Below are 18,394 nucleotides of genomic sequence, written 5' to 3'. Positions count from 1 at the left end.
GGAAAGCTGCAACGATGGGTGATCCTGAGCGATGTGCATCAGGGTGTCGGCGTCTCGGGACCCGACCTAGCTTTCCTATGGGGACTATCCCCCAGCCAGGCGAGGCCAAGGGCAATTCAGAACAATTGTTCAGAATTGGCTGAAAGCGATTTCTTGCCGAACACAAAACAAAATGTGGGAGGGGGCTTGCCCCCGATAGCGGTGGGTCAGTTATGAATATTCTGACTGACACTCCGCCATCGGGGGCAAGCCCCCTCCCACATTTTTACCGCATTTGAGGCTTGCTTATTGGGCGCCGCTCATTGCGCCGGCCTTGGACATGACGAAGCTGATGAACTGCTCAACCGTCATCTTCTGGCCGTTGAAGGTCACTTCGTTATTGGCATAGTGCAGCTTGGACACCACATCGGTACCCTCCAGGGTTGCCAGTTGAGTACCCACGGCCATGCCGCTGACCATATCGGCCGCCATCTGCGATTGCTGTTCGATGGCTTTCGGGTCGGTCACGCCGCCGACCTGCGCCTGCAACGCGGCCACGTCGCCGATCATCGGCTTGGACAGGGTCAGGTTGGCGTCCAGCAGGGAGATCATCTGCTTGCCCAGTTCAACCGGCGGCAGTTCCATGGAGGCCGGCTTGGCCAGGTCCAGCACCAGACTGAACTTGCTTTCGCCATGGGTGGTTTTCAGCGACAGGTTTTCCACGGCCAGTTGCGGCTTGGCGGCCAGCACCTGGTTGACGTTGGCTTCGGCCAGGGTCTGCTCGGCTTCGGTCAGTTGCAGCTCCGGCGCGGGTTGGCCGGCAGCGGCAGCGGCTTGCACCGGCTGCATCTTGTCCTGGTAGAGCTTCGTCAACACAAGCATCGCCGGGATATCGACGTTCTTCATGCTGACGGCCATGGCAGCCGAGCCCACCGGCTTACCCTGGTAACCGATCTCGTCGATCTTGTAGTCGACGCGGCCGGCCAGGTTATTGTCCTTGGTTTCGCTGGAGTCTTTCTGCTCGAAGCCCTTGAGGGTCAGCACGGCTTTCTGCGGGCCGAAGGTAACCTTGGTGTCGGTCAGTTCGATGGTGTTCTGGCCGGTGTAGAAACCGAAGGTGGATTTGGCCAGGTTGCTGGCGACGGTCAGGCCGGCCAGTTCGGCTTCGAACGCGTCGCCGTTGGCATCGACCGCCGCGACCTTGAGGCTGTTCATGTAGCCGTCGGCCTTGACCTTCTGGCCTTCGGCGCTGCTGTCGAAGTCGAGGTTGGCGCCGGAGAAGCTCACCGAGGACTTGTCGTCCTTGAACTCCAGGGGCAGCAGTTCGACATTGCCGCTGACCGAACGGCTGTAACCGATATTGGCCACGCCTTTAAGCGGCGACACGTCTTTGCTGGCGGCGAACCATTGTTCGGTGGTGGCGTTCTTTTCCAGTGCGTAGTGACTGGTGGCCATCACTGGCAGCCACTTCAGGCTGACCAGGCGCGAGAACGGCAGCGGGCCGTGTTCGATATGGTCGACGAACAGCAGCTCGGGGTTCGGGTTTTGCTCGCCGAACACACTGCCCTGGCCCTTGAGGCGGTAATGGGCGGTGCTGCTGAACACGCCGCGGTCCAGGGACACCAGTTCCAGGGACACGCTGCCGTCGACGCCGGCCATGGAGGTTTGCAGTTCCTTGTTGGCGTTCTGGATCGCGGTTTGCAGGACCGGCTCCAGTTGTTTACCGGTGTACCAGGCGCCGCCTGCACTGACGACGCCAACGGCGACAACGAAACCCAAAAGAACGACTGCTGGCTTATTCATGAAGTGACCTGATCAAATCCTGTGAGAAGTGGGCTGTCTTCCTTGAACCCCGAGGGATTGGCTCAAGCCCGCCGAAAACGGGTGAAGATTAGCACTGGCGGGCATAAACGGCCCAGCCTTTCAGAGGGATCAGTTCAGCAGGAGTTCAGGAGTACTCCAGCTCAATTTCGTCCAGTTGGTGATCGAAACTCTTCAAGCGCGCCGTCCAGGTGTAGACCAGCACCTCAAACTCGCGGTGTATCACGGCATTGCCGGGGGTGTCGGTCTTGGGGTCACAGAAGTCCAGCTGATAGCGTTCACGGGCCATCTGCGTGGCGACATCGGACAATTCCCGCGCATTATTGAGCCAGTGCCTACCGTCCGCGACCTGCCGGTCGAGCACCACGCACTGTTTCTTGAGGACTTCGAGGCTTTTTTCCAGGGGCGTGCCGGTGAGGTCGCCCATGACTTCCTGGAAGGTGCGCCCGGGTTGCCAGTAGCTGCCCCAGAAATAGCGGTCGAACACGGTTTCGACACGGCGCAGGGCAACCTTGGTGTCCCAGATCGTTACGCGGGTCTTGCCTTGCTCGAGCAGCTTTCGCTTCACCCGCTGGTTTTGATACGACGCCCAGGCCACCACGCCGATGGACAAAGTACCGATGACCAGGCAGGCGCTGTCGAGAAACACCATGGCCTTGTCGAGCTGGTGGGCGAGCATCACCCCGTAGAAATACGCGGCCGATAACAGCACCAGTGCGAAGAGCACGCACCAGAAAGCGGGAGCATAAGGGTTTTTCATTATTGGAATCCCCATGAGCAAACGCGAGCAGTGTCAGGCGAGGCGTTACGCCCCTTAGACACAGCATAGCCATCACCTCACGGATTGCCGGGTTTTACCCCTTGCGTTCGTCCGCTTTCCCAGCCGCCGCCCAGGGCCAGGAACAGGTCGATCTGGCTCATCGCAACCTGGGTGTTGGCCGCCGCCAATTGCGCGCGCATGGTGGTGTAGGTGCGGGTCGCTTGCAGGTCGGCGAGGAACGACTCGCGCCCGGCCTGGAAGAACCGGTGGGTCTGGTCTGCCGCTTCACGTGCCGAGCGTTCGGCATCGGCCAGCGCCTCACGGCGCTGCAACATGGCGGTGTACTGCGCCAGGCCGGTCTGGGTTTCGCGGATCGCGTTAAGCACTACCCCGTCGAAGTGCGCCAGGGCGCCCTGGGTCGCGGCTTCGGCTTCGTGGATACGGGCACGGGCGCCGTTGGTCGGCACTGTCCAGCTGATCATCGGGCCAAAGCCCCAGCGATTGGTCGCCGGCTGGCCGAGGTTGTCGAGCAGGCCCACTGTGCCCACCGTGGCGCCGATGGCGATGTCGGGGTACAAGGCGCCGGTGGCCACGCCGATGCGTGCGGTGGCAGCGGCCAGTTGACGTTCGGCCTGGCGTACATCCGGGCGGCGCTTGAGCAGGGCCGCGCCGTCGCCCACCGGCAACAATTGCGCAATGTGCGGCAGCTCGGCGCAATTGGCGGTGCCGGCCGGCAGTTGATCGAGGGGTTTGGCCAGCAGCATCGACAGCCGGAACAGCCCCGCCTGGCGCGCGGCTTCGTAGCGCGGCATATCGGCGCGCAGGGATTTGTATTGGGTTTGCGAGCGCGTGACCTGGGTTTCATCGCCACGCCCGGCGTCGCGCAGGCGCTGAGTGAGCTGGGTGCTTTGCGCTTGCAGGTCGAGGGATTCGTTGGCAATCGCCAGCTCTTCGTTGGCGGCGCAGACCTGGGCGTAGGAACGCACCACATCGGCCACCAGGGTAATGCGCGCGATATCGGCGGCCGCCTGGGCCGCATCGGCGCTGGCCTGAGCGCTTTCGATGCCACGCTGCAGGGTGCCGAACAGGTCGAATTGATACGAGGTGGTGATGCCGACACTGCCGATGTTGCCCACCGGGACTTTGTCTTCCAGCAAGAAGGCTTCGCCGGACTCCTGCAACCGCTGGGCTTCGGCCTTGGCACCGGCGCTCCAGCCGCCTGCGGATTCGGCCTGCTGGGTCTGATAGCGCGCGCGTTGCAAATTGGCGGCCGCCACGCGCAAGTCGGTGTTGGAGGCCATGGCCTGGCGCACCAGCTCATCCAGGCGCGGATCTTTGTAGAGTTTCCACCAGTCCGTCGGCACCGGCGCCGACACCACGTTATTGCCCTCCCCCGCGATAGCGCCTTGCAGGTCGCCACGGTTGACGGCAGCGGCGTTCGGCAATTTGTAGTCCGGGCCTACCGCCTGGCAGGCCGACAGCAACACCCCCAGCGCAGCGGTGGCCAGCAGTTGCTTCATGGCTGGTCTCCGGCTTTGGCCTTGTCATCGATGATCGACACCGTCGCCGTACGCCCGGCGATCATGCGAAAGTCCGGCGGCACGTCATCGAAGGCAATGCGCACGGGAATCCGCTGGGCCAGGCGCACCCAGCTGAACGCCGGGTTGACGTTGGGCAGCAGGTTGGAGCCGCTGCTGCGGTCGCGGTCTTCGATACCGGCGACGATGCTCTGCACATGCCCATGCAGACGGGCGTTGTCACCGATCACGCGGATATCCACGCCCATGCCGACGTGGATGCCGTCGAGCTTGGTCTCTTCGAAGTAGCCGTCGATATGGAAGGAATTGCTGTCCACCACCGACAGCACCGGCCGCCCGGCGGTGACGAACTCCTGGGTGCGCGGCGCGCGGTCGTTGACATAGCCGTCCACGGGGCTGCGGATCACCGAACGGTCGAGGTTGAGCTGGGCGGAATCCACCGTCACTTGCGCCTCGGCCAGCGCCGATTGGGCACGGGCCACGCGGGACTGGCTTTCTTCCAGTTGCTCGCTGGGCACCAGGTTGCCCAGGCCACGGTTACGCTTGTACTCGCGCTGGGCCTGCGCCAGGGTTTCCTGGCGATCAGCCACGGCGGCCTGGGCCTGGCGCAGGGCCAGCTTGAAGCGGTCCTGGTCGACGGCAAACAGCACCTGGCCCTTGGTCACCAGTTGGTTGTCGCGCACGTCCACCCGCTGGATCAGCCCGGACACGTCCGGGGCGATCTGCACGATGTCGGCGCGGATGTGCCCGTCGCGGGTCCAGGGCGCAAACATGTAGTACATGACCATGCGCCACACGACGACAACCGCGAAACTCACGATCAACAGCGTCAGGACTACACGGCCGATGGTCAAAAAAGGTTTTTTCATGTCATCAAATATCGACTGAGTGAGTCCACCGCGCCCAGCAACAGCGCGTAGAGCCCCACATTGAACAATGCCCGGTGCCAGACCAGGCGATAGAAGTGCATGCGCGTCAACAGCCCGTGCACCACCAGAAACAACACATAGGTAATGCCCATCAGCACCAGCAGCGTGGGCAGGAATACGCCGCTGATATCCAGGTCACCGATCATAAAGGCGCTCCATCGGGTAGCGGCGCTTCCATTTCCGTGCCGCCAATGAACTCCACGCCAGGCAACAGCGCCAGGCGCAGGCCGGCCAGGGCATGCAGCAGGTGCAGGCGCGTGTCACCGTCGTCTTGCAGGCCCTGGCCGTTGAGGGCGCGGCGTGTGCGGTCCAGGGTCATCAGCAGACCGCTGGGCGCGGGCAAGCGTTCACCGGCCTTGAGGCACGCCTTGAAATAGCCGCCCACGCCTTCCACCACCTGGTTGAGCAGCACGCGAGGCACGCCGAGGATGCGCGGCGAGTAGGCGAGCAGATCGAGCAGGTTCAGCGCCACGCGCAGGTCGCGCAGCGCGGTGCCGGTGTCCTGGCCGGTGAGGCCCAGGCGCGGCAGGTGCTGCATCAGGCGGTCGAGCATTTGCGCGGCCATGTGCCGGTGTTCGGCCAGGCTCGCAGGTTCGGTGAGGCTGACGATGTCGCGCCAGCTGAAACGGGTCAGGCGCTTGGCCGCCAGTTCCGCGCCGAAGGGCCGCGCGATCAGGGTCCAGATAAAGGCAAACAGCAGGCCTACGGGACCGGCCAGGTTGACGTTGGCGAAGTTGAGAAAGTCCGCGTCATAGGCGCCCTGGATGCTGATGAACGATGAAGTGTTGACCAGCGTCAGCAGCATTCCCAGGTAAAAGCGCGGCTGCACGGTGAGGGTGCCGATGCAAATGAACGGCACGGCGAACGCCAGCACCAGCATCGGGAAGTCGTGCAGGTTGGGCAGCACCAGGAACAGGTACAGGCTGGCGAGCAGCACCGACATGGCGGTCCAGAAAAAGAACCGGTAAATCTGCGGTGCGGGGTCGTCCATCGAGGCGAAAAAGCTGCAGGCGACGGCGGCCAGGATCACTGCGCTGCCGCCGTCGGTCCAACCCAGCAGAATCCACAGCACCGAGGCGACGACGATCGCGCTGACGGTGGAAAACGCCGAGTAGAACATCAGGCCTCGGTCAAGGAACGGCGTGAGCCGGCCCAGGCGCCAGTGACGGTACACGGCGCGCCAAGTGTCCTGGCTTTCGCACTGGATGGCGGCTTGCAGGCTGCGGCAGTCTTGCCACAGGTCGACCCATTCGCCGAGGCGGTACAGGGCGTTGGAGAACAGCAACGTGTGGCGGTCGTCCAGCGCTTCGCCTTGGGGTTGCGCGGCGTCAATCTGGTCGCGCAGCACGCGCCAACGTTCAAGCGGGGCTGTTTGGGTGGTGCTTTGCAGCCAGGCGTCGGCCTCCTGGAGCAACGGCGTGAGCTGAGCGAGAAACTCGGGGGCGCGATGTTCGATGGCGTACACCGCATCGTCCAGGGCATCGATCACCGGCAACAGGTGAATCATGCGCCCGCGCAGTTCCTTGGTGTTGCGCACCGTCTGCGGCCGTGCGCCTTCGTGGGGCAACTGGCCGATCATCAATTCGAGGGTGTTGAAGGTCGCGACCATGCCACCGCGCAGGCTGCTGACGGCTTCCGTGTCTACATCGCGGGTGAGAAAACGTTGGCTGTAGACCTGGGCGTCGGTAAACCACTTGGCCACGGAGCCATCGAACACAGGCATCAGGCGACGCGGCCAGAACATTGCGCCCACCACCGCCGCCACGGCGATGCCAAGGAAGATTTCCTCGGTACGCGCCTCAGCCACGTCCCACACCGCCAACGGGTTATCCACCACCGGCAGGGCAATCAGCGGCAAGGTGTAGCCGGCCAGCATCAGTGCGTAGTTGTTGGCGGTGCGCAGGTGCAGGGAGAGAAACAGCAAGGTCCCGGTCCACAACGCGATCACCACCACCAGGATGTAGGGCGACTGCACGAACATCGGCACAAAAAACACCGCCGCCGCCGCGCCCATCAAGGTGCCGATGGCGCGGTACAACGCCTTGGAACTGGTGGGGCCGACAAAGGGGCTGGAGACGATATACACCGTGGCCATCGCCCAATAGGGACGCGGCATTTGCATGAGCATGGCGATGTACAGCGCGATCATCGAGGCGGCGAACGTACGCACCCCGTAGAACCAGTCGCGAGCGGGCGGAACGCCGGTCAAGAATCCGTTCAAGGCGTCGCCGCCTCAAAGGCCCGCAGTACGCGCAGCGCGGCTTCCATATCGGTGGTCGTAATGTCCGCCAGCACTTCGAGGCGCAGGCGCACCAGTTGCGCCTCGACCGCCTGCACCAACTCGCGGCCACGCGCGGTCAGGCTCAGGGCCTTGGCGCGGCGGTCGTGGATGTCTTCGGTACGGCACACATAGCCGTCGTGGCACAGCCGGTCGAGCAGGCGCACCAGCGACGGGCTTTCCATCCCCGACGCCTGGGCCACTTTGACCTGATGCACCCCGTCCCCCAGGCGACCGATCATCAACAGCGGCACGGCGCAGGCTTCAGAGATGCCATAGCTCACCAGCGTGGTCTGGCAGATTTTGCGCCAGTGACGGGCGCCCACCACCATGCTGCTGCTGAGGTTCATCTGGAGTTGTTCGAGAGATTGAGGCACTGGATAGTTCGCATACAGTTAGTTTGCTAACTATCAATATGGTGGATCGATGCGCGCCCGTCAAGTTTGGAAACAATTTCGCGGATGAGTGGAGCGACTTGGCGGCAACACCGCAGGGCAAATGTGGGAGGGGGCAAGCCCTAATGCCGTCAGTTAAGCGAAAGGGCTTCACTGTAGGAGCGAGCTTGCTCGCGAAAAACGCCCAGACAACGCATTCATTCTGGATGAACGAGGGGGCCTTGAGTTCTTCGCGAGCAAGCTCGCTCCTACAAAAAGCCTTAACTGACTGACATTAGGGCAAGCCCCCTCCCACATTCTCAAAAAAAATTCACCTAGCCGACTAAAGCTCGGTTTTTTTCAACCCTCACCATTTTTTTTCAAGTTTTGGCCTTTTCACACATTTTTTTGCACATCTCGCCCGCCCCGCAACATCACATTCAACTCATCCACCACCACCGCCCAATCCGCATCTTCCAGAATCTCCTCACGCAAAAACGCTCTTTGGCTATCGGTCCAGAAAAACGCATCCGCCAGTTTCAGCTCCGGCTTGAGCGGTGAATGAACCGCCACAAATTGCTCAATGCTCACCGGGTCATCCGCTAATCCAAGCTGTTTGAACAGTGACGACAAGCTATGCACAGGCGATTCCATGGCGGGCTCCTAAGAAGACGATTTCCCAGAGTCTAGCCCAGGCGCCAGCCACGCCAGCAACCGCTCGACGCACTGCTGTGCCGGCAGCACGCCGGTATCCAACACCAGCGACGCATGGGGCGGTGGCTCGTAAGGCGAGCCGATGCCGGTGAACCCCGGCAGTTCTCCCCTTCGCGCCCGGGCATAGTGCCCCTTGGGGTCGCGGCCTTCGCACACCACGAGTGAGGCGCTGCACCACACTTCGCGATAATCGGCGCCCAGGCGCTCGGCAAACACCGCGCGCAGCTCAACCAGCGGCGCGATCAACGCCAGGATCACGATGTGCCCGTTTTCTACCAGCAGTGCCGAGAGTTCGCTGGCGCGGCGGATGTTCTCCAGGCGATCGCTGTCGGCAAACCCCAGGTCTTTGTTGAGGCCACCGCGCAAGGCGTCGCCGTCGAGGACCAGGCTCTGCCGGCCCTGTTCGAACAACGCCGCTTGCAGCCCCTGGGCCAGGGTGGATTTGCCCGAGGCAGGCAAACCGGTGAGCAGGATCGCCACGCCGCGATGCCCATTGCGCGCTTCGCGTTGACGGCGAGTGACGCTCGCCGTCGGCGCCACCAGGTTATTTGGCGACGGCACGTGGCACCGGCGTGGCGATATTGCCGGCAGCCCACGCTGATTCGCGGCCAGCCAACGCCGTGGCGATGGACTGTACGCGGTCCGAGTCCAGCTCTTCGGGCAACGGGTCGAGCCCGGCGCTGGCGAAGATCTGGCCATAGGCGTTGCGCAGGTCGGCGTAGGCCAGGTCGCGGCGCAGGTCGGCTTGCAGGGTGTTGAGTTCGCCCTGGATCAAGTCGAGCTCGCCTAACCCGGCGGCCTCATGGCGGTTGCGCAACTGAGTGAGGATTTGCCCGTCGATGCTGGCCAGTTGTTCGCTGGTCTTGAACTGGCGCACGGCTTCCTGGTAATTGGCGTTGGCCACGTAGACTTGGGCCAGCACCGCGATGGACATCGCCTGGCGTCGGGCTGTCGCGACGTTTTCACCGGCCTTGGCGACGTCGATGGCGGCCGGCGCGGAGATCACGTTGAACAGGTTCCAGGTGATCTTGGCGCCGTAGTCGGCCCAACGGTTGTCGACCAAAAACGAGTTGCTGTCGTAATGGCCTCCGGCCGAAAACTCCAGGCCCGGCAGCAGGCGCAGCATGGCTTTGCGGGTTTCGGCGGCGCTGATGCGGGTCTGGTAGTCCTGCTCGCGCAGTTCAGGGCGGTTGGCCAGGGCTTCCTGCTCCAGGCTGGCCAGCTTGACCTTCAGTTGCGGCACGCTGTAGTCATCGGGCGTTACCAGCTTGAGGTCGGTGCCCATGGGCAGGTTGATCAGGGTAGCCAGTTCGGTCTTGGCCAGGGACAGCGCGCGGCGCTGTTCCTGCAACTGGCGCGTGGCTTCGATCAGCGAGCGCTGGTAACCGAGGGCCTGCACCGGGTCGCCGATGCGCTGCTCGCTCATGCTCTGGCTGTTGGTCTGGGCCTGGTTGACCCGCGCCATCAGGCTGTCGATCTGGGTCAGCAAGCGTTCAGCCGCCACGGCGCGCCAATAGGCCGAGCGTACGTCCTGCACGATGGTGTTGATCACCTTGCGCCGACGTTCCTGGATGATCAGACGCTGGTCGCCCTGCTGCTTGGCGCTGATGTAGCTCACACCAAAGTCGAGAACGTTCCACACCATGGTCAGGTCCGCCACGCGGCGGTCGCGGTCCTGGGAGGTGGACGGTTCCAGCGACTGGTTGCCACTGAGCACGCTCTGGCTGCTGGAGGCGTTGGTGTTATTGCGCCCGGCGTAGCCCGCAGACAGGGCCATGCGCGGCAGCATGTCGAAGCTGGAAAGGTCGGACTGACGCATGGCCAGGGCTTCTTCCATGATCTTCAAGCGGCCTTCGAGGTTGTACTTCACCGCACGGGCCATGGCCTGGTGCAGCGTGAGCGGGCCGCTCAGCGGCTCCTGGTCCTTGTACATGCCTTGCAGATCGCTGCGGGCTCGCTGCTCACTGACACTGCGTTCAATCGGCTCGCTGGTGACCGCACAACCGCCGATCGCCAGCGCCAGCAAGCTGGCGCCGAACAACTTATGACCTGTTTTCATCCTTGGAGCGCCCCTGTTCCTGCGTCTTGAGTTAAGTATGTTCAAGCCTGCATTTCGCTGATGCCGACCTGTTGCAGTGCACGCGCCAGGTCAATCACCTGGCGTTGTTCGGTGTCCTTGAGTTGCTGCAATTGCTGGCCGAGGGTTGGCGCGCCAAATACGCCACGCAACCCGTGGGCCGGGTCGGACTGGCCCTTGATCGACTTGCTGTCGAACGCCTTGAGGCCGCTGTCGTCGCCGCCGCTGTCACGGTTGAACAGGCTCGACAAGGAGCTTGAACCAAACACTCCGCCATCGCCGCCGCCAAAGCCGAGAAAGCCCTTGCCGCTGCCATCACCGGCGTCGTTGTTGCTGAACACCTGGGCGATAAAGCTCGGCGCCGACGCACCGTTCTGAATGAAGATACTGCCCAGGGGCGGCAAGCCCGCGCCTATTTCGCGCGGTGCAAACAACGGCGAGAAGCCGATGAGTGAGCCGAGATTGCCGGTCGGCTGGCCGAAGATAACGGGCTGCAATGGCACGTTCGTCGCAACCTGCGACGGTGCCGGTTCGGTGACGCGAAACAGCGGGTCGCCAGTCAACGTAACGGTATTGATCGAGAAGTTGTTGGAGTTGGCAAAACCGCTGCCCGTATTGCCCGACAGGTCATTCACCAGCCCGGTATCGAGGGTGATGAAGTTGCTCGGGTCGTTGAGGTTGGCTGCCGGGGTCAAAGTGGCCGTCCAGGTCTGGCCGCCATCGCTGGTTGCCAGGTTGGACAAGCTGCCGTTGGCCACGCTCAGGTCATCAAGGTCGAAGCCACTGACTTTCTCGCTGAAGGTGAAGGTCACGGTGGTGGTCTGGCCCACCGTCAGGTTCGGGTTGGCGATGCTGATCGTCGCGGTGGGGCGTTCGCCATCGATCGCATAATTGTTGGAGATCGCAATGCCGTTGCCGGCATTACCCGCCGCGTCATTGACTTGACCCGCATCCAGCACGATCAGGTTGGTCGCATCGCTGATCACCGCGGTTGGGGTCAGGAGGGCGGTCCAGGTTTTACCGCCATCCTGGCTTGCCAGGTTGGACAGCACCCCATTGGCCACACTCAGGTCCGACAGGTCAAAGCCGCTCACTGCTTCGCTGAAAGCGATGGTAACGGTGGTGGTCTGCCCGATGCCCAAGGTGCCGTTGGCCACGGAAATACTCGCGGTGGGGCATTGGGTGTCGACGGCATAGTTGTTGGAATCGGTGGTGCCGCTGCCTGCGTTGCCGGCCGCGTCCTGCACGCCGCTGTTGTTCAGCGTGACCAGGTTGCTGGTGTCGGTGATGTTGGCTGTCGGCGTCAGGGTCGCGGTCCAGGTCACGCCGCCATCGCTGGAGGCCAGGTTGCCCAGAGTGCCATTGGTCACGCTCAGGTCGCCGGTGCTCAAGCCACTGACTGCCTCGGAGAAGGTAATGGTGACTTGGGCAGTCTCACCCACCTTCAATGCGCCGTGGTCGACCACAACCGTCGCGGTCGGCCGCAGCGTGTCGATGCTGAAGTTATCGGAGCCCGTCACGCCACTGCCGACATTGCCTGCCAGGTCGCTGACACCGGCGTTATCCAGCGTGATCAGGTTGGTGGTGTCGTGAATGTCGCTGGTCGGCGTAAACGTCGCCGTCCAGGTGATGCCGCCGTCCGTGCTGCTCACCGCCGAGAGCGTGCCGTTGGGCACGCTCAGGTCGCTGTTGTCGAAACCTGATACCGCCTCGCTGAAGGTGATGGTCACCAGCGAAGTTTCCCCGGCGGCCAGGGTCGGGTCGGCGACCACGATCGTGGCCGTTGGGCGCTGGCTGTCGATGGTGTAGTTGTTCGAATCGGTGGTGCCGCTGCCAGCGTTGCCGGCCTGGTCGGCGATGCCGGTGTTGCTCAGCGTGATCAGGTTGCTGGTGTCGGTGATTCCGGCCGTCGGCGTGAAAGTCGCGGTCCAGGTAATGCCGCCATCGCTGCTGCTCAAGGCGCTCAAGGTACCGTTGGCAACCGCGAGGTCGGCGTTGGTAAAGCCGGTGACCGCCTCGGAGAAGGTGACCGTTACCAGCGAAGTCTGGCCGACGCCGAGGGTGGTATTGGCAAGCACAATACTGGCGGTCGGGGCCTGTGTGTCGATGGCATAGTTATTGGAGTCAGTGGTACCGCTGCCGACGTTGCCCGCACCATTTTGCACGCCACTGTTGTCCAGGGTGATCAGGTTGCTGGTGTCGGTGACATTGCTGATCGGCGTGAACGTCGCCGTCCAGGTGATACCGCCGTCGCTGCTGCTCACCGCGCTCAGCGTACCGTTGGCGATGGCCAGGTCGGCGTTGCTGAAACCGCTGACCGCTTCGCTGAAAGTGATGGTGACCAGTGAGGTTTCGCCGACGCTTAACGCGGTATCCGCGACCACGATGGTTGCCGTCGGTTGCACCGTATCAATGGTGAAGTTGCCCGAGTTGGTGATGCCGGTACCGGCATTACCGGCCAGGTCGGCGACCCCTGCGTTGTTCAGGGTGACCAGATTGGTGGTGTCGCGCACGCTGGCGTTCGGGGTGAAGGTTGCCGTCCAGGTGATGCCACCGTCGGCGCTGCTCACCGCCGAGAGCGCGCCGTTGGGCACGCTAAGGTCGCTGTTGTCGAAACCTGATACCGCCTCGCTGAAGGTGATGGTCACCAGCGAGGTTTCACCGGCGCTCAACACTGGGTCGGCGACCACGATCGTGGCCGTTGGGCGCTGGCTGTCGATGGTGTAGTTGTTCGAGTCGGTGGTGCCGCTGCCTGCGTTGCCGGCCTGGTCAGCGATGCCGGTATTGTTCAGCGTGATCAGGTTGCTGGTGTCGGTGATTCCGGCCGTCGGCGTGAAGGTTGCGGTCCAGGTAATACCGCCATCGCTGCTGCTCAAGGCGCTCAAGGTACCGTTGGCAACCGCGAGGTCGGCGTTGGTAAAGCCGGTGACCGCCTCGGAGAAGGTGACCGTTACCAGCGAAGTCTGGCCGACGCCGAGGGTGGTATTGGCAAGCACAATGCTGGCGGTCGGGGCCTGTGTGTCGATGGCATAGTTATTGGAGTCAGTGGTACCGCTGCCGACGTTGCCCGCACCATTTTGCACGCCACTGTTGTCCAGGGTGATCAGGTTGCTGGTGTCGGTGACATTGCTGATCGGCGTGAACGTCGCCGTCCAGGTGATACCGCCGTCGCTGCTGCTCACCGCGCTCAGCGTACCGTTGGCGATGGCCAGGTCGGCGTTGCTGAAACCGCTGACCGCTTCGCTGAAAGTGATGGTGACCAGTGAGGTTTCGCCGACGCTTAACGCGGTATCCGCGACCACGATGGTTGCCGTCGGTTGCACCGTATCGATGGTGAAGTTGCCCGAGTTGGTGATGCCGGTGCCCGCATTACCGGCCAGGTCGGCGACCCCTGCGTTGTTCAGGATGACCAGATTGGTGGTGTCGCGCACGCTGGCGTTCGGGGTGAAGGTTGCCGTCCAAGTGATGCCACCGTCGGCGCTGCTCACCGCCGAGAGCGTGCCGTTGGGCACGCTCAGGTCGCTGTTGTCGAAACCTGAAACCGCCTCGTTGAAGGTGATGGTCACCAGCGAGGTCTCACCGGCGCTCAACACTGGGTCGGCGACCACGATCGTGGCCGTTGGGCGCTGGCTGTCGATGGTGTAGTTGTTCGAATCGGTGGTGCCGCTGCCTGCGTTGCCGGCCTGGTCGGCGATGCCGGTGTTGCTCAGCGTGATCAGGTTGCTGGTGTCGGTGATTCCGGCCGTCGGCGTGAAGGTTGCGGTCCAGGTAATGCCGCCATCGTTACTGCTCAAGGCGCTCAGGGTACCGTTGGCAATCGCGAGGTCGGCGTTGGTAAAGCCTGTGACCGCCTCGGAAAAGGTGACCGTTACCAGCGAAGTCTGGCCGACGCCGAGGGTGGTATTGGCAAGCACAATGCTGGCGGTCGGGGCCTGTGTGTCGATGGCGTAGTTGTTGGAGCTGGTGGTGCCACTGCCGACGTTGCCCGAGCCGTTCTGTACACCGCTGTTATCCAGGGTGATCAGGTTGCTGGCGTCGGTAATGGCGCTGGTGGGCGTGAACGTCGCCGTCCAGGTGATACCGCCGTCGCTGCTGCTCACCGCGCTCAGCGTACCGTTGGCGATGGCCAGGTCGGCGTTGCTGAAACCGCTGACCGCTTCGCTGAAAGTGATGGTGACCAGTGAGGTTTCGCCGATGCTCAACGAGGTGTCCGCGACCACGATGGTCGCTGTCGGCTGTACGGTGTCGATCGTGTAGTTGGCCGAGTTGGTGGTGCCGGACCCGGCGTTGCCGGCGAGGTCGGCGACGCCGGTATTGGCCAGGGTAATCAGGTTGGTGGCGTCATTGACGCCAAGCGTCGGCGTGAAGGTGGCGGTCCAGGTGATACCGCCATCGCTGCTGCTGACGGCCGTCAACGTACCGTTGGCAATCGCCAGGTCGGCATTGGTGAAACCGCTGACGGCCTCACTGAAGGTGACGGTGACCAGCGAGGTCTCACCGGCGCTCAACACCGGGTCGGCGACCACGATGGTCGCGGTTGGCCGGACGGTATCGACGGCGTAATTGGCCGAATCGGTGGTGCCGCTGCCGGCGTTGCCGGCCTGGTCGGCGATGCCGGTGTTGTTCAGGGTGATCAGGTTGGTGGTGTCGCTGGTGCTGGCGGCAGGGGTAAACGTCGCTGTCCAGGTAATCCCCCCGTCGCTGCTGCTGACGGCCGTCAATGTGCCGTTGGCAATCGTCAGGTCGGCATTGGTGAAACCCGACACGGCTTCACTGAAGGTGATGGTCACCAGCGAGGTGTCGCCGATTTTCAGGGCCGTGTCGGCCATCACGATGGACGCAGCCGGGCGCTGGGTGTCGATGGTGTAGTTGTTGGAGCTGGTGGTGCCGAGGCCCTGGTTGCCATTCACATCACTGACCCCGGTGTTATCGAGGGTGATGAGGTTGGTGGTGTCGGTGATGCTGGCCGTCGGGGTGAGCGTCGCGGTCCAGGTGATGCCGCCGTCGCTGCTGCTGACGGCCGACAACGTACCGTTGGCGACAGCCAGGTCCGCGTTGGTAAAGCCGCTGACGGCCTTGTTGAACGTGATGGTGACCGTTGAGGTTTCACCGATGGCCAGCGCGGTGTCGGCCACGACGAGGGTGGCGGTCGGACGCGTGGTGTCGACCACGAAGTTGTTCGAATCGGTGGTGCCCTGCCCGGTGTTTCCGGCTGCGTCTGCTACCCCGGTGTTATTCAGGGTAATCACGTTGGTGGTGTCAGTGACGCTGTTGGTGGGCGTGAACGTGGCCGTCCAGGTGATGCCGCCGTCGCCGCTGGTGACGGCCGACAGCGTCCCGTTGGCGAGGGTCAGGTCCGCGTTGGTGAAACCGCTCACGGCCTCACTGAAGGTGATGGTCACCAGCGAGGTTTCACCGATGCTCAGGCTATTGTCGGCGACCACGATGGTCGCGGTCGGCCGAGCCGTATCAATGGCGTAGTTGGCCGAATCGGTGGTGCCGCTGCCGGCGTTGCCGGCCTGGTCGGCAATGCCGGTGTTGTCCAGGGTGATCAGGTTGGTGGCGTCGGTGATAGCAGTGGTCGGGGTAAAGGTCGCCGTCCAGGTGATACCGCCGTCGCTGCTGCTCACCGCGCTCAGCGTACCGTTGGCGATGGTCAGGTCAGCGTTGGTGAAACCGCTTACGGCTTCACTGAACGTAAAGGTCACTGCCGTGGTTTCACCGGCTTTGAGTGCCGTGTCGGTGATAGCGATCGTGGCCGTCGGGCGAAGCGTGTCGACCACGTAGTTGGCGGAATTGGTGGTGCCGACGCCGACTGCGCCGTCGGAGATGGCCGCCACGCCGGTGTTGTCCAGGGAGATAACGTTGGTGGTGTCCGAGATGGCATTGGTGGGCGTAAACGTCGCCGTCCAGGTAATGCCGCCGTCGGCGCTGGAAACGGCTGTCAACGTGCCATTGGCGATGGCCAGGTCGGCATTGGTGAAACCGCTCACGGCCCGGCTGAAGGTGATGGTTACCAGTGAGGTATCGCCGATTTTCAGGGCGCTATCAGCCAGCACGATGGTGGCGGTCGGGGGCTCGACGTAGGCGGTATTGAGGACGCCGCCACTGCTGTAAATCGAGGGCTGCGCGCTCGGCGTGGTACCCGCGGTGCCCCCGCTAGTGGGGCCGCCTACCCCGCTGGCCGCGGCGTTACCGCTCAGCGCGGCAAAGTTGGCGGCGGTGATCAACACGGTCCCGCCGTTGTTCCAGATGGCTCCCACACCGCGACCACCGGCGCCGCCGTCGAAGATCTTGCCGCCGCTGCCGCCGCCCCCACCGCCGCCGCCGGCCGCGATGTTGTTGCTGATCACCGAAGCACCGATCACTTTCAGGGTGCCGCTTGAAGCGTTGTAGATACCACCCGACGCATTGCCGCCGACGCCGCCGACCTTGTCCCAGCCGGAGCCGCCACCGCCACCGCCAATCGAAAGCGTGCCGTTGGTCGCCGATCCGCCGTCACCGCCGTGGCTGTAGCCGGACGCGCCATTGCCACCCAGGCCGCCAGTGCTGGTGCCGCCGCGTCCGCCCATGTCGTTGACTGAGTAGCCACCCCCGTAGCCGCCAGCGCCGGCGCTGCCGGCGCCCCCTGCATACGTGAGGTTGCCTGGGCCGGTCGAACCGCCATGGCCGCCGCTTCCCCCACCGATACCCCCGCCGCCGCCACCACCGCCGCCGGAATAGGCAGGCGTCACGCCACCGCCGCCACCGCCACCGGACGCGGCGTTGGCGGTGACCGTCACGTTGTTGAGCGTAAGGGTGCCAGCGTTGAAAATCCCGCCGCCCATCGCGCCCGCCGCTGCCGCGCCGCCGTTGCCGCCGTTGCCCGCCACCAGCCCTTTGGTGATGACCAGGCCATCGAGGGTTACCGTGCTGCCGGACGCGATTTCCACGACGCGCGACCGGTACTGGCCATCGAGGGTGATATCTGCGGTGCCGTTGTTGTCCAGGTCACCATCGACGGTGATGTTTTTATTGATCAGCAACTCGGAGGTGAGCGCCACGGTCGAGCCGGAGAGGCCGGCATTGAACGTGACGATATCGCCGTTCTGCGCCGAGGCGATGGCCGCGCGCAGCGAACCGACCCCAGTGTTGAGGTTGTTGGTAGCGGTCCAGGTCGCCAGGCCCCACTGGTAATCGCTCATGGTTTTGGTCGACAGCACGTTGGCGCTTTCGATGGAGCCGGTGGCGATCTCCAGGTCCCAGTCGCCGCCCACGCCCGTGCGGTTGATCGACGCCGCCACGTCGCGGCCGGTCAACTGCGCCAGGGAATCGACAAAATTCAGGCCGCGTTCGCCCTCGGCGGTGTAGCAACCGTAAATCAGAATGTCGCCGCCAACGTTCATGTCCTTGCCGATTTGCCCCAGCACCGCGCTGCGGGCCGCGACATTGTCGGCCGACAGGTAGGTAGTACCGAGCCACAGATCGCCCGCGTTGCCGTGGGCAATGATCTGCACCGAGCTGACGCCCTGGTGAGTGTCGAGGTAGTCGGCAATCTGCTGCAGGCCGTCCTTGCTCGCATCCAGCTGGATGACCTGGGCGCCCGGGGCCACGCCTTGCAACAAGCTGGCGGAGTCCTTGACCCGGGCATCCACGAACACCACGGTTTGACCGGGCACGGCTACGGGGGAAACGGCTGGCGCGTCGGCCTGGCCGTGGGTGTCTTTGCTCACGCTCGGGTGGTCAGCCGTCGGCGGCTTGGCGGCGTCAGCGGTGGGATGGCTGTCGGGTTGCGCCGCTTCAGCCACGGTGGCGGCGACTGCGCCGTCGAACAGCATGCGCGGCTCCAGGTGCATGATCATCGGCGAGACCCGTGCCCGTACTGCTTCGGTTTCCCGCGACTTGCGATTGCTCCACCACATGCTGCTCACCCGGCGTCAAACGT

The 18,394-nt window shown here is 63.5% G+C and carries 11 protein-coding genes; all 11 read right to left on the bottom strand.

Annotation, left to right across the window (positions count from 1 at the left end; all coding sequences use genetic code 11):
- Positions 1 to 285: 285 nt before the first annotated feature.
- The gene (locus C4J89_RS00800; protein ID WP_124369134.1) at positions 286 to 1,782 is read right to left on the bottom strand and encodes a YdgA family protein; all 1,497 of its coding nucleotides are present in this window, start codon (positions 1,780 to 1,782) and stop codon (positions 286 to 288) included.
- Positions 1,783 to 1,927: 145 nt separating this feature from the next.
- Positions 1,928 to 2,560, bottom strand: a complete 633-nt coding sequence (locus C4J89_RS00795; protein WP_124365346.1) for an NADH:ubiquinone oxidoreductase subunit N — start codon at positions 2,558 to 2,560, stop codon at positions 1,928 to 1,930.
- 77 nt (positions 2,561 to 2,637) lie between these two features.
- A complete protein-coding gene (locus C4J89_RS00790; protein ID WP_124413483.1) occupies positions 2,638 to 4,080 on the bottom strand; it encodes an efflux transporter outer membrane subunit in 1,443 nt (480 codons plus the stop codon).
- Positions 4,077 to 4,967, bottom strand: coding sequence for an HlyD family secretion protein (locus C4J89_RS00785; RefSeq protein ID WP_124360707.1), 891 nt, complete (start codon positions 4,965 to 4,967; stop codon positions 4,077 to 4,079). Before C4J89_RS00785 ends, C4J89_RS00790 begins: the two co-directional genes overlap by 4 nt.
- Positions 4,964 to 5,173, bottom strand: coding sequence for a DUF1656 domain-containing protein (locus C4J89_RS00780; protein ID WP_003187469.1), 210 nt, complete (start codon positions 5,171 to 5,173; stop codon positions 4,964 to 4,966). The genes C4J89_RS00785 and C4J89_RS00780 overlap by 4 nt, the downstream gene beginning before the upstream one ends.
- On the bottom strand, positions 5,170 to 7,248 hold the full coding sequence (locus tag C4J89_RS00775; protein WP_124413482.1) for an FUSC family protein: 2,079 nt from the start codon (positions 7,246 to 7,248) through the stop codon (positions 5,170 to 5,172). The genes C4J89_RS00780 and C4J89_RS00775 overlap by 4 nt, the downstream gene beginning before the upstream one ends.
- Entirely contained in the window at positions 7,245 to 7,655 is a 411-nt protein-coding gene (locus tag C4J89_RS00770) for a MarR family winged helix-turn-helix transcriptional regulator (RefSeq protein ID WP_124360705.1), read from the bottom strand. Before C4J89_RS00770 ends, C4J89_RS00775 begins: the two co-directional genes overlap by 4 nt.
- Before the next feature lie 420 nt (positions 7,656 to 8,075).
- Positions 8,076 to 8,333, bottom strand: a complete 258-nt coding sequence (locus C4J89_RS00765) for a DUF2789 domain-containing protein (protein ID WP_124360704.1) — start codon at positions 8,331 to 8,333, stop codon at positions 8,076 to 8,078.
- A gap of 9 nt (positions 8,334 to 8,342) precedes the next feature.
- Complete coding sequence (gene cysC / locus C4J89_RS00760) at positions 8,343 to 8,954, bottom strand: adenylyl-sulfate kinase (RefSeq protein WP_124413481.1); 612 nt, start codon at positions 8,952 to 8,954, stop codon at positions 8,343 to 8,345.
- Complete coding sequence (locus C4J89_RS00755) at positions 8,938 to 10,452, bottom strand: TolC family protein (protein WP_124413480.1); 1,515 nt, start codon at positions 10,450 to 10,452, stop codon at positions 8,938 to 8,940. Before C4J89_RS00755 ends, cysC begins: the two co-directional genes overlap by 17 nt.
- Positions 10,453 to 10,493: 41 nt before the next feature.
- A complete protein-coding gene (locus tag C4J89_RS00750; RefSeq protein WP_124413479.1) occupies positions 10,494 to 18,371 on the bottom strand; it encodes an Ig-like domain-containing protein in 7,878 nt (2,625 codons plus the stop codon).
- Positions 18,372 to 18,394: the final 23 nt, after the last annotated feature.

This window comes from Pseudomonas sp. R4-35-07 (genome assembly GCF_003852235.1).
In the GTDB taxonomy this organism is placed as follows: Bacteria; Pseudomonadota; Gammaproteobacteria; order Pseudomonadales; family Pseudomonadaceae; genus Aquipseudomonas.
This window is presented reverse-complemented; position numbering and strand designations above follow the sequence as displayed.

Coding starts and splice junctions, on each gene's coding strand:
- C4J89_RS00800 (WP_124369134.1), bottom strand. CDS start 1,782: ATGAATAAGCCAGCAGTCGTTCTTTTGGGTTTCGTTGTCGCCGTTGGC.
- C4J89_RS00795 (WP_124365346.1), bottom strand. CDS start 2,560: ATGAAAAACCCTTATGCTCCCGCTTTCTGGTGCGTGCTCTTCGCACTG.
- C4J89_RS00790 (WP_124413483.1), bottom strand. CDS start 4,080: ATGAAGCAACTGCTGGCCACCGCTGCGCTGGGGGTGTTGCTGTCGGCC.
- C4J89_RS00785 (WP_124360707.1), bottom strand. CDS start 4,967: ATGAAAAAACCTTTTTTGACCATCGGCCGTGTAGTCCTGACGCTGTTG.
- C4J89_RS00780 (WP_003187469.1), bottom strand. CDS start 5,173: ATGATCGGTGACCTGGATATCAGCGGCGTATTCCTGCCCACGCTGCTG.
- C4J89_RS00770 (WP_124360705.1), bottom strand. CDS start 7,655: ATGAACCTCAGCAGCAGCATGGTGGTGGGCGCCCGTCACTGGCGCAAA.
- C4J89_RS00765 (WP_124360704.1), bottom strand. CDS start 8,333: ATGGAATCGCCTGTGCATAGCTTGTCGTCACTGTTCAAACAGCTTGGA.
- C4J89_RS00755 (WP_124413480.1), bottom strand. CDS start 10,452: ATGAAAACAGGTCATAAGTTGTTCGGCGCCAGCTTGCTGGCGCTGGCG.
- C4J89_RS00750 (WP_124413479.1), bottom strand. CDS start 18,371: ATGTGGTGGAGCAATCGCAAGTCGCGGGAAACCGAAGCAGTACGGGCA.